Origin of the sequence: Trichococcus pasteurii (assembly GCF_900112935.1) — a bacterium.
In the GTDB taxonomy this organism is placed as follows: Bacteria; Bacillota; Bacilli; order Lactobacillales; family Aerococcaceae; genus Trichococcus; species Trichococcus pasteurii.
Genome location: NZ_FONM01000002.1, coordinates 162,480 through 175,244 on the forward strand (window position 1 = coordinate 162,480; position 12,765 = coordinate 175,244).

The 12,765-nt window shown below is 49.5% G+C and carries 7 protein-coding genes; 6 read left to right on the forward strand and 1 reads right to left on the reverse strand.

What is annotated here, in order from left to right; all coding sequences use genetic code 11:
* Window positions 1–116: 116 nt before the first annotated feature.
* The 6 genes from BM184_RS03130 to BM184_RS03155 all read left to right on the forward strand — a co-directional run bounded on the left by BM184_RS03130 (window position 117) and on the right by BM184_RS03155 (window position 11,623).
* Window positions 117–2,564, forward strand: coding sequence for an AAA family ATPase (locus BM184_RS03130; protein WP_086941405.1), 2,448 nt, complete (start codon window positions 117–119; stop codon window positions 2,562–2,564).
* A gap of 249 nt (window positions 2,565–2,813) precedes the next feature.
* On the forward strand, window positions 2,814–5,174 hold the full coding sequence (locus BM184_RS03135; RefSeq protein WP_086941406.1) for a L,D-transpeptidase family protein: 2,361 nt from the start codon (window positions 2,814–2,816) through the stop codon (window positions 5,172–5,174).
* A gap of 101 nt (window positions 5,175–5,275) precedes the next feature.
* A complete protein-coding gene (locus BM184_RS03140; RefSeq protein WP_218150974.1) occupies window positions 5,276–6,070 on the forward strand; it encodes a carbon-nitrogen hydrolase family protein in 795 nt (264 codons plus the stop codon).
* Between the two features lie 244 nt (window positions 6,071–6,314).
* Complete coding sequence (gene nifJ, locus BM184_RS03145) at window positions 6,315–9,839, forward strand: pyruvate:ferredoxin (flavodoxin) oxidoreductase (protein ID WP_425445335.1); 3,525 nt, start codon at window positions 6,315–6,317, stop codon at window positions 9,837–9,839.
* A gap of 176 nt (window positions 9,840–10,015) precedes the next feature.
* Window positions 10,016–11,272, forward strand: coding sequence for a hypothetical protein (locus BM184_RS03150; protein ID WP_086941409.1), 1,257 nt, complete (start codon window positions 10,016–10,018; stop codon window positions 11,270–11,272).
* Window positions 11,273–11,392: 120 nt separating this feature from the next.
* Complete coding sequence (locus BM184_RS03155; protein WP_086941410.1) at window positions 11,393–11,623, forward strand: helix-turn-helix domain-containing protein; 231 nt, start codon at window positions 11,393–11,395, stop codon at window positions 11,621–11,623.
* Window positions 11,624–11,697: 74 nt separating this feature from the next.
* On the opposite strand, the gene BM184_RS03160 is transcribed toward BM184_RS03155, so the two are convergent.
* Window positions 11,698–12,678, reverse strand: a complete 981-nt coding sequence (locus BM184_RS03160; RefSeq protein ID WP_086941411.1) for a hypothetical protein — start codon at window positions 12,676–12,678, stop codon at window positions 11,698–11,700.
* Between the last annotated feature and the right edge of the window lie 87 nt (window positions 12,679–12,765).

A 12,765-nucleotide genomic window follows, 5' to 3' on the forward strand; every position in this document is an offset into this window, starting at 1 on the left:
ATCTCAGCAAAATTGTTATACAATAGAGTTGAAGCATGATAGCGCTTTCTCTGTGTGCCCGGAGATATCTTTACCCGGGACAACCAGCGCAATCCAACAGTAAAGGAGTCCTTTGCATGTCGATTGAAGAAAAATACCGTATACCGGTCGAGAAGTTGCGCTGGAGTTATCTGCATACCGGCGAACTGAATTTTTGCGAATCATCCAGGGATGTCCCTCCCTTGCAGGGCATCATCGGTCAGGACCGGGCCGTAAAATCGATGAATTTCGGTTTAGGAATGGCGGTGCCCGGCTACAATATTTTCGTTTCCGGACCACCAGGAACAGGGAAGAGTACTTACGTCCAGACCATTGTATCCAGATTGGCAGAGAAAGGCAATACACCTGATGATTGGTGCTACATCTATAATTTTGCCGATCGGGATAAACCGATTGCTGTGTCTCTGCCTGCAGGACAAGGAAAAATATTCCGCAATGACATGACCGAGTTCATAGAGGATATGCGCAGCCTCATTCCGAAAACGTTCGAGAGCAGTGATTATGACCAACAGAAAGGCACCATCATCCAAGTGGTCCAGGAAAAGGTGGATGCTGTTTTTCGGAGCATCGAACAGGAAGCGCTCAAAGCCGGGTTCGTCGTCCGGCAAGCACCCGGACGCGTGGCCTTGATACCAATCAGGGACGGCAAGCAGCTTTCCCCGGAAGAATATAAAGCCCTCTCGGCGGATGAACGTAAAATCATTGATGAAAATACCTACAAACTTGAAAAGAGGCTGGATGAAATCATCCGCGGTTCCCGTGCGCTCGAGAAAGAGGCCGATAAACAACTCAAAGAATTGGACAGGCAGATCACCCGGTTTGCGACGGAGCCTGCCATCGCCAGATTAAAAGAAAAATACGCTTATTCGGAAAAAATCCAGGATTATCTCGATAAAGTGCTGACTGACATTACCGAAAACAACCTCATCTTCCGGTTGGCTGATGCACCGCAAGCGCAAAATCCTTTTCAATTGCCTGAGAACGACGGTGACCCGTTCATAAAATACAAAGTCAATCTCTTTGTGAACAATGAAAACAACAAAGGGGCCCCGGCGATCATCGAACCTTTCACTAATTATTACAATATTTTCGGAAAAATCGAATACAAAAACCAATTCATGTTCACGACGACTGACTTCACCATGGTGAAAGGCGGCGCCATCCACCAAGCCAATGGCGGGTATCTGGTGCTTCAGGCGAAAGATGTCCTGTTCGACCCCTTCATGTGGGATGCCCTAAAAAAAGTACTGAAGCACCAACAAGCCCTGATTGAGAACATCGGCGAGCAGTACCGCTATGTACCGACCTTGACGCTGAAACCGGAAACGATTCCCTTGAACGTCAAAATCATTTTGATCGGGAGCCCGATATTCTACAAAGTGCTAACCTACGATGAAGATTTCAGAAAACTGTTCAAAGTGAAGGTCGACTTCGATATCAGCATGGACCGCAATGAAGAGAACATACGGAAATATGTCTCATTCATCAGCTCGATCTGCGAAGAATCGGCAATCCTGCATTTTGACCGCAGCGGTTTGGGAAAAGTAATCGAATACGGATCGCGGCTTGCGGGTAATCAGACCAAATTGTCCACTCAATTCAACGAAATTACGGAGATTGTCCATGAATCCAGCGCCATCGCCAAATTCGAGGGGGCTCCTATCGTTTCCGATATGCACGTGAAACAAGCCCTTGCTGACAGGAAATACAGGGCCAACATGATTGAAGAAAAATTCCAGGAAATGTTATTGAAGGACAAAATCATGATTGATGTTCAGGATTCGGTCATCGGTCAAGTGAACGGCCTCTCGGTCATCCAGACCGAAGAGTATGCTTTTGGCCATCCGACGCGGATCACGGCGCGTACCTATATCGGTTCGAACGGTGTGACAAACATCGAGCGCGAAACCAAAATGAGCGGCAGCAGCCATTCGAAAGGGGTATTGACGCTGGCTGGTTTCTTGGGCGGGCAGTTTGCGCAGGAAAAACCGCTGGCAGTGAGCGCCCAATTGACGTTTGAGCAAAATTACGGCGGTGTCGATGGCGACAGTGCCTCCAGTGCCGAACTTTATGCGCTCCTGTCCAGCCTTGCTGATGTGCCGCTGAAGCAGAATTTCGCAGTCACGGGTTCCATCAATCAGAAGGGTGAAATCCAACCGATCGGCGGCGCCACCGAGAAAATCGAAAGCTTTTTCGATCTTTGTGAGGCTAAGGGCTTGAGTGGAGAACAGGGTGTCATTATTCCGGAACAGAATGTGGACGATCTCATGCTTAAGGAAGAACTCATCGCGGCTGTGAAGGAAGCTAAATTCCATATCTATTCGGTCAAAACAGTTTCGGAAGGGATCGAGTTATTGACAGGCCTGAATTGCGGAAAACGAGAACCGGACGGAAATTTCACGGAAGGCAGTGTCTTCCGAAAAGTCCAGGAGAAGCTGGAAAGATACAACAAGAGCATCGAAGCTGCGCAAAATGCGAATGATCTGCTCAACAATTACAGCGGTGACGAGTACGACTCAGAATGAAGCTGGCCCACATCTATCTTGGCTGAAAGGAAGAGTTGAGCAGGGACCAAATCGGTCTCTGTTCGGCTCTTTCTATATATCCGTCAGCCATTTTCCCAATAAATGGCAAGAAATAGATTGTAGATATTGAAGATAAAAAATATATTGATATAATGAAAGTATGAAGTGGATTTCCGAATCGCCATCATCAAATTATTTTCGCAATGAATGAAAGCCTTTACAATATCGAACGGATTGGTGGGGTAAGTCATGAAAAAAATGCGTAAAGTCAAAGCTCAGTGGTGTGTCATTACGGTTTGCGGTCTGTCCGCTGTCATGCTGTTGGCGGCACCGGCACACTCAGTTTTTGCGGAAACAACTGCAGTGAACGAAAGCAGCAGCATCAAAGTCGAATCGACTACGGAGTCAGAACAGGATATAATTGAGCAATCATCCGTCCCCGTTGAGGAACCAAACAAAGCTGTTACTGATGTTCCGCTTGAAGAAACAGGGACCGAATCAGTGGATTCTTCCGGCACCGCGGCATTGGGTCTCACCGCGGAAAATCCTGAAGAAGAAGCGCCCGCAAGCACAGAGGGTGTTCCCCAGCAAAGCGATGCTGTAAAGATTGAATCTGCACCCGCAGAGGGAATAACTACGGCGGCAACATCATTAACCGAAGTGAAGGAAAGTTCTTCTGACCTAGCCGTTTTTTACACAGCTGTCATCGCTAAAGGGGACTTTACGCTCGACAGCCTGCCTTGGGGCTACTCCGGCTATGCTTTCCGCTACATGACGAACGATTTTATAGGTCAAAAAATCGAAGTGATCAGGGAATCGCAGAACGGACTCTACGCTTTGGCAGTGCTGAATGGAGAAAAGTTGGGTTGGGTCGACAAGCGTGCCTTATCCGATATTGTCATCATCCCTAAGGTACAAGACCTTGCATCAGCGATTGCCGTGGATTACACTGCTCGCATAAATGCTGCGAACTTTTCGATCGATAGTCTGCCTTGGGGCTACGCTGGCTACATGTATATGGGAACGAGCGCAGCGTATTTGGATCAAAAAATCCAGGCCGAAAAAGAAACCGCCAATGGGCAGTACGTGCTGATTTCCCTGAATGGCGAAAATTTAGGTTGGATCGACAAACGGGCTCTGGCGGACATCTACAGCCCACCTAAAGTTCAGGATATCGCTTCCGCGCTGACAGTCGACTACGCCGCCCGAATCGGTGCAGCCGGTTTTTCCATCGACAGTTTGCCTTGGGGCTATGCCGGATTTGCCCAGATGGCAACAAGTTCGGCTTACTTGAATCATAGCGTACAAGCCGTCAAGGAAACAGCCAACGGTCTCTATGCGCTGATCGCACTGAACGGCAACAGATTGGGTTGGATCGATAAACGGGCACTGACGGATATCTATATCCAACCAAAAATACAGGAGTTGGCAACGGGGGTATCTGTAGATTATAAAGCAACTATAGCAGCCGGGTTTTCCATAGACAGCTTACCTTGGGGCTATGCCGGATACGGACAAATCGACACGACCAACAACCATATCGGGGAACGCATCCAAGCTGTCCAAGAGTCGCCGAACGGATTGTATGTTTTGATTTCGTCAAACGGGAACCGATTGGGTTGGGTTGATAAACGAGCACTGACCGATATCTCCATTCCCCCAAAACTCCAGGATGTAGCCTCTGCGGTCGTTGTTGCCTATACGGCAGCCGTCACTTCACCAGGCTATTCGATTGATAGTCTGCCCTGGGGTTACACTGGATATCAACTGATGGCCACTTCAACCGATTACCTAGGGCAGCGGGTTGAGGCTGTGAAAGAGACAGCAAACGGAGCGTATGTACTGCTTTCGCTGAACGGAAAAAAACTGGGTTGGGTCGATAAAAAGGCATTGGGGGATTTCAACAACCGACCGCAGGCACAGAATATTTCCGGTGGAACCATCGTGAGCTATTCACCGACGATCGCGAAGGCCGGTTTTTCGGTCGACACTTTACCTTGGGGGTATGCCGGTTACCAGTGGCGGACAAGCACGGATAGCTATGTCGGGCAGAAGGTCGATGCGGTCAAGGAATCAGCGGATGGTCACTATGTGCTCATTTCCCTGAACGGCAGCTACATCGGTTGGGTGGACAAAGCGGCACTGTCGGGACTTCCAACCTATGCCAAGGGTCCGGACTGGACAGTGATCAACGGGTATTTCCGCAGCAACTCCGGAGTCAATTACTACATCGGCAATAGCTACATCATCGTCAGCTTGAGTCAACAAAGCGTCTGGGCTTATAAAGGCGAAACGATGCTCGTTTCCGCTCCGGTCATCACCGGAAAGCCATCCGCCAACAACGCCACGCCGCGAGGGCTATTCTACATCCAGCCATACAAGCAGTCCCCCTCCGTTCTGATCGGGGAGGATTATGCTTCTCCAGTTAACTTCTGGATACCGTTTGTGGGCAATTCGGTCGGTTTGCACGATTCGCCTTGGCAGACGCACGGTTATGGCGGTGATGTCTACCTCTACTATGGATCGCACGGTTGCGTCAACACACCGTATGAAGCGGTCCGGACGTTGTATTACAGTTATCCAGTCGGCACTCCGGTTGTAGTCTATTAAAATTGAAAAGCAGGGACGGCCACACATAGGCGTCCCTGCTTTTTGTGACACTTCGTCAGTAAAACGTTATACTGATAAAAACAAACAGGAGGGTGATAGGGATGAAAATAGCCTTGCTTCAGATGATGGTCACAGCGGATAAGGAAAAAAACCTAAAGCGTGCAGAAGAATTGGTCAACAAAGCAGCACAGGGTGGAGCGGATATGGCGGTGCTCCCGGAAATGTTCAATTGTCCTTATGATAACGCCTATTTCCCGGAATATGCGGAACCGAAGGGCGGGGAAACCTACCGGAGGCTCTCGGAGATGGCGAAAGAAAATGCCATCTATGTGGTCGGCGGATCGATTCCCCAGATCAAGGAAAATAAAATATACAACACAAGCTATACGTTCGATCGCCAAGGCAACGAGCTCCATGATTACAGCAAAACCCACTTATTTGATATCCAGGTTGATGGCGGGCAGGCATTCAAGGAATCCGATACGTTGACTCCCGGGAACGGAATGGGTGTATTCCAGACCGAATTCGGCCTTTTCGGCTTAGGCATCTGCTTTGACGTCCGATTCCAAAGCGACTGGGAGATGCTCCAAAAACAAGGGGCGCTTGTCTGCATTGTGCCCGGCGCATTCAACATGACGACCGGACCGGCGCATTGGGAATTGCTGTTCCGGGCGCGCGCAGTCGACAATCAGCTCTTCATGGTAGGAGTCAGTCCTGCCCGCGACCTCGATTTCAGTTATCATGCATACGGCCATTCCCTTGTGGCGGATCCTTGGGGAAGCGTCCTGACCCAACTGGGTTTTGAGGAAGACATCGCAATCGTGTCGGTGGATCTCGAACGCGTTGCATCCGTCAGAAGGCAAATACCCATCCTCAGTCCGCCTGTTATGGAATAAAAATACAGGAATTGGCAAAATGTACCTACAACATACTCACTCAGGGGGTTTCCGCGGTAAGGAAATCGTAAATAAACGCTTTTGTTTGTGTACCGGAGCACTTACTTTTTTGCTATAATGAAATCACACGAATGCACCAGCCCGTCATTTTCTGCGACTCTTGGTCGAAAAATATCAGAAAAACAACCCGCTGAATGTGAACTATACGATTTGAGAGAAGGAATCCTTTATGTCCAACGAAAAAATGTATATGACTGTCGATGGCAATACTGCCGCAGCCTATACATCTTATGCTTTTACTGAACTTTCAGGGATCTATCCCATTACACCGTCTTCCCCGATGGCCGATGCTGTCGATCATTGGGCTCAGGAAGGCCGCAAGAATATTTTTGGCCAAACCGTGAAAGTAACCCAGATGCAATCTGAGGCTGGCGCGGCGGGAACTGTGCACGGGGCGCTGCAAGCAGGCGCTTTGGCATGTTCCTATACTTCATCGCAAGGATTGTTGTTGATGATCCCCGACCTCTATAAAATGGCCGGGCAACTGTTGCCTTCCGTCATCCATGTTGCCGCTCGTGCAGTTGGGGGCCATGCGCTTTCCATCTTCGGTGACCATTCTGACGTGATGGCCTGCAGACAGACCGGCTATGCAATGTTAGCTTCCTCCAGCGTTCAGGAAACGACGGACTTGGCCGCGGTCGCCCATTTGGCTGCGATCAAAGGACGCGTGCCGTTCCTGCATTTCTTCGACGGCTTCCGGACTTCGCACGAAATCCAAAAAATCGAGGTTCAATCGTATGACGACCTTGCGGAAATGCTCGATCAGGATGCTTTGAAGGCATTCCGGGACCGTAGCCTCAGCCCGAATCACCCGACCCTGCGGGGAACGGCTCAGAATCCCGACGTCTTTTTCCAGACCAAGGAAGCGGCAAACCGATATTATGATGCTGTTCCGGAAATTGTCGAAGGTTATATGGAAAAAATGAACCAGTTGACCGGAAGGGACTACCACTTGTTCAATTATCACGGTGCCATGGATGCGGAGCGGGTCATCATCTGCATGGGCTCCGTGTTTGAAACTGCCTGCGAGACCGCGGATTACCTGAATCGCTTGGGAGAAAAAGTTGGTGTCCTGAATGTGCATCTTTACCGTCCATTCAGTGTCGGACACTTTTTGAAGGCTTTGCCGGACACCGTAAAACGGATTGCGGTACTCGACCGCACAAAAGAAGCCGGCTCCATCGGTGAACCGCTCTTTTTGGATGTCGTGGCTGCCTTCAACAGTCGACTTGACCGTCCGATGATCATCGGCGGCCGCTATGGATTGGGTTCGAAGGACACAACGCCGGAACAAATTTTCGCAGTATACAAAAACCTGAAGAAAGAGCAACCGCAGCATCCCTTCACAATCGGCATCAACGATGACGTCACCCACCTGTCGCTTGCGATCGATGAACAGATCGATGTCCGTCCGGAAGGCACTTTTGAAGCGCAGTTCTGGGGGTTCGGTTCTGACGGGACTGTCGGAGCCAACAAAAATTCGATCAAAATCATCGGGGATCACACCGATATGCATGTCCAAGCCTATTTCTCCTACGATTCGAAAAAATCGGGCGGTGTCACCATTTCCGATCTGCGTTTCGGCAAGGAGCCTATCCATGAGCCGTACCTGATTGAAAGGGCTGATTTTGTGGCTTGCCATAACCATGCCTACGTCAAAAAATACGATATGCTGAAGAACCTGAAACCGGGCGGAGCTTTCCTTCTGAACACCAATTGGCGTGCTGAGGATCTCGAACAACGCTTGCCTGCCAAGATGAAACGGTACATCGCACAAAACAAGATTGATTTCTATACGATCGACGCCATCAATCTTGCCAAGGAAATCGGCTTGGGCGGACGGATCAATACAATCTGCCAAGCGGCCTTCTTCAAAATCCTGCCGGTCATACCTGCTGAAGAGGCGATGCAGCACATGAAGGAGGCGGCCCGCAAATCATACGGACACAAAGGCGAAGCCATCATTTCCATGAATGAGAAAGCGATTGTTGCCGGCATGGAAGCTGTCCAAAAAATCAGCATTCCGGATAGCTGGAAGGATGCGCAGGATGAGCCGGAAGTAATAAGAGAAGAACCGGATTTTGTCCGCAACATCGCCAGCATGATGGAGCGGATGGAAGGCAACCAATTGCCGGTCAGCGCCTTTTTGGACCGGGCTGACGGTACTTTCCCGCAGGGGACGACGCAATATGAGAAACGCGAAATCGCCGTCCAGATTCCGATCTGGAATCCCGAAGAATGCATCCAGTGCAATCAATGCTCCTTCGTCTGCCCGCATGCCGCCATCCGACCTTTCCTGGCCACCGAGGATGAGGCAGCCAAGGCCCCTGAAGGTGTGGAATTTCTGGATGGGATGCGCCCATACAAAGACTACAAATACCGGATCCAAGTGTCCGCTGCCGACTGTACGGGTTGCGGCATCTGCGTCTTGACCTGTCCTGCCCGCAAAAAAGCGATCGAGATGAAAAACCGTGAAGACCATCTTGAAGAAAATAATAACTGGGATTACATGATCCGTCTGCCGCACAAGGAAAATCCTGTCGCCATCAATACGGTGAAAGGCAGCCAATTCGAACAACCGTTGTTCGAATTTTCAGGGGCCTGCGCTGGTTGTGGCGAAACGCCATACATCAAACTGGTCACCCAAGTGGTGGGCGATCGCATGCAGATCGCGAACGCGACAGGCTGTTCGTCAATCTATGGAGGCTCTGCTCCTTCCACGCCGTATACGACCAATGAAGCAGGCTGCGGACCGTCTTGGGCAAATTCCTTATTGGAGGATAATGCGGAATTCGGCCTAGGGATGCACCATGCGACGAAACAACTGCGCCAACGAACATTGGAATTGACAGGAGAGCTCTTGACCCTGCAGATCGACGATTCGCTCAGAACGGCAGCAACAGCCTGGACTGAAGGATTCAACGACAAGAATGGTGCCCGCAAATTAGCCGAAGCTTACATCCAAGCTTTGGAAACTGCGGACACAACGGATCAGAAAATCCAACAATTGGTCAACGAACTAGTGGACTACAAGGACTATCTTATGAAGCGTTCCACTTGGATGATCGGCGGCGATGGCTGGGCCTATGATATCGGTTTTGGCGGTATCGACCATGTCCTCGCAAGCGGGGAAGATGTGAACATCCTCGTGTTGGATACGGAAGTCTATTCCAACACAGGCGGACAGGTTTCGAAATCTTCCAACCTGGGCGCAATCGCTGAGTTCGCTTCCGGCGGCAAACCGGTCCGCAAGAAAGACTTGGGCATGATGATGATGAACTACGGGTACGTTTATGTCGCCCAGATTGCGATGGGCGCGAATCCGCGGCATACCTTGAAAGTCATCTCCGAGGCGGAGGCCTACGATGGTCCTTCCATCGTTATCGCTTATTCCCCATGCATCAGCCACGGCATCAAGTGCGGTTTGACCGTATCGCAGGAACACGAAAAAGATGCAGTGGACGTCGGTTATTGGCATCTATACCGCTTCCACCCGGAAAACAAACTGAAAGGGAAAAACCCGTTCAAGTTGGATTCCAAGGAACCGCAGTTTGAACGTTTCCAGGATTTCCTGATGGAAGAAGTCCGCTATTCTTCGCTGTACAACCAGTATGATGCTGAGCATGTACAGGCGATCTTCAACGAAAGCCTACAGGCCGCAAAAGACCGTTATCAGTCGTATGCACGCTTGGATTCCTATACTGACTAGCATCAATCCGGACCAGTCGCCACCTAATTGTGGCGACTGGTCTTTTTTGTTGCGTTCAGGCAGAATCCAAAGTTACGACGGCATCCTAATGTTTTGAGAAAAGATATGGGAAGGCTATAATGAAGTAAAGAAAGCGCTTTTGGAGAATAGGCTTGTAAAGAAAGCGAGGAACCATTATGACGGCAGAAGTAGGGATATTGAACGCGAACGGAGTGGTGCTGGCTGCTGATTCCGCCCTGACGATGGGGAACAGCGAACAAATGAAAATATTCAATTCCGGAAATAAGATTTTTTCGCTGGGGCCGAGCCATTCGGTTGCCATCATGATGTTCGGGAATGTACAATTCATGGGGATTCCATGGGAGATCATCGTTACAGGGTTCCATCAGAAAATAGGGGCCAGACCATTGGATACGGTCTCGGATTACTGCACCGAATTCTTCAATTATCTTGAGAGTGTGGATGAGATCTACTCCTCAATCTACTCCGAAGTGCTCATCATCGGCTATGCGGAGAATGTTTGCAATATTTTGGAGAATACGACTTACATACCGTCTCCCGGTGCTTTCACACTGGCGGATTACCAAAAAGCTGTCGAGGAAAAGATTCCCGCTTTGCTGAAAGAAAGCGAAAAAATGAAGAGCATCACCAAAAAGGCGCCTATCAAAGTTTTCACCGATCGTTACGGGGAGAAGCTGGATGAGGTTTTTAAGGAGCTATTCGATACGGTGTTTTTGGGCTTAAACCTCTATGATAAATTTAAGCCGGATCTTTATAAGATCGTGCGGAATTATGTGTACAGCGACAGTTACTATCCCGACACCTATTCCGGCCTGGTGATCGCCGGCTTCGGCTTCGATGAGCTGTTCCCCAGCATCTATCAGTACGACATATCCGGTGTCGTCGATAGAGTGATCAAAAAACGGCTGACTGTGCGCCAAATCGTGATGAATGATTTTGCCGAAGACAGATGCTCTTCGGCCATAGTTCCATTTGCGCAACAGGATATGGTCCATACGGTCATAAACGGCATAGCGCCTGATCTGGAGGCCGATCTCGGGGAATTGCTCCGCGCCACACTCGAAAAACTAATTTCGGAACTTACTGAGAAAAAGTTGCTGAAGGAAAGTGATGCTCCGGAAATCAACAAACTGAAGGCGACGCTAGTCGAATCGGGCCTGAATGCCTTCGACAACATGAAACAGGAGCGGCATCTGACCCCTGTATTGATGACGATCGATTCCATGCCGAAGGAGGAACTTGCTCTGATTGCTGAAACGTTGGTCAACATCACCTCCTTCAAAGGGAAAATATCCTTTTCGATGGAAACGGTAGGTGGGCCGATCGATGTGCTCCTGATCACGAAAGGGGACGGCCCGGTCTGGGTCAAACGGAAGAACTATTTCAATCCCGACATCAATCGGCTGCGTTGAAAGAACTGCCGGCGAGAAGTGCACAGGTAACCCGGCGTTCTGTTGCGAATAGAAAAACTTTCCCAAAGTTTCCGGACTTGGTGTAAAATGAATGAAATGAGCTTTGTGGAAGGTGTTATTATGTATTTGAATATTCAAGAAACGGCCGACTATCTGGAAGTGCCGGTCAGCGAAATCCATCGTTTGATCCGCGAGCGTCAAATCCGCACAATCAGTGTGGATGAGGAAATACTCCTGAACCGCGATCAATTCAACCTTTTCATCGAACAAAGGGAAAAGTACAAACAAGAACTGGAGACTTACCTGAACACGCCTCTGCCGGAAGATCCCGACATCAAGGATGAGGATTGAAAAAAGCAGCGAACCCTCAATCATAAGAGAGCTCGCTGCTTTTTTTCGTTTAGGATGCAACTTAATTGAAAGGTTTACAGGTTTTGTTTGCGCCTGTATTCAGTCCGCGAGAGTCCGCTTGTTTCCGCATTTTCGACGGCTGGCTGTTCCGCTGTGAAGACAGCTGGCGTTTGTTTGGCAGATTTTGCAGCAAAACGCTTTTTCCCTTTGATTTTTCCTTTAAATTTGCCGGATTTGAACAGGTCCAGCGCCAGGAAACCTGCGGCTACGATAAAGAGACTGAACGAGATGGCTCCCATCCAACCGGAAACACCCAACAGGTCATCCAAAGTTGTCCGGAGATGGATATACCTTAATAATGCGCCCAAACCTGCGCACAGGATCGCCCGTTTGGCGTTGCCGCTGGCTAGCTTCAAGCGCTTATTGCCCTCCATAAGCATACTGAAGACGGCAATCGCATAACTGACGAGTGCGGCGTACAGGAGCAAGTTGTTCAGGCCCGTGATGTTCGCCAAAAAATCGCCGGCCATCGTTTGCGTATCCAGGAAAAGGAATAATGTGCCGAACAGCGCACCGAGTACACCGTTTCTGAAATGAGTGCCTTGCTTCTTCAACAGCTTATTCAAATTTGCCGAAAAGGACAGGAACGCCAGTGCGTAACAACCGATGGCCAAATAGAGCGTCAAATCGGAAATGCCTGTTCTGGCAGTTATCAGTTGATCAGTGGCTGTTTGGGTGTGCAGATAGAGGAAGCCGGTTCCCAGGATCAAACCGGAAACGCCACTGCGGAATCGGGCATTTGCTTCGCGTTTCTGCTTGCTTTTCCCAAACAGGACCTGCAGAGTGGCTAGTCCCAAAAATAAGAGTGAAAGGTAAAGGGCAAGGTCCGGAATGCCGATCATGTTGCCGACAGCAGTGGCCTGATGCAGGTATCCGAAGAGCACGCCGAGAAACACTGACGTAAATGGAAATCTGGATTCCTTGCCGTTGTGTTTTCTCGTAATATGGATGAATGTCAGGATAAGAAGAACAATGATGATGATCGGGTAGGTCATGCCTAATCCCCCTTGTATGTCTATTTGCTCTGAACAACTTGTGGAACGACACTGTTTTTGTAGTTCTGGAGCATTCAAAGGACATCA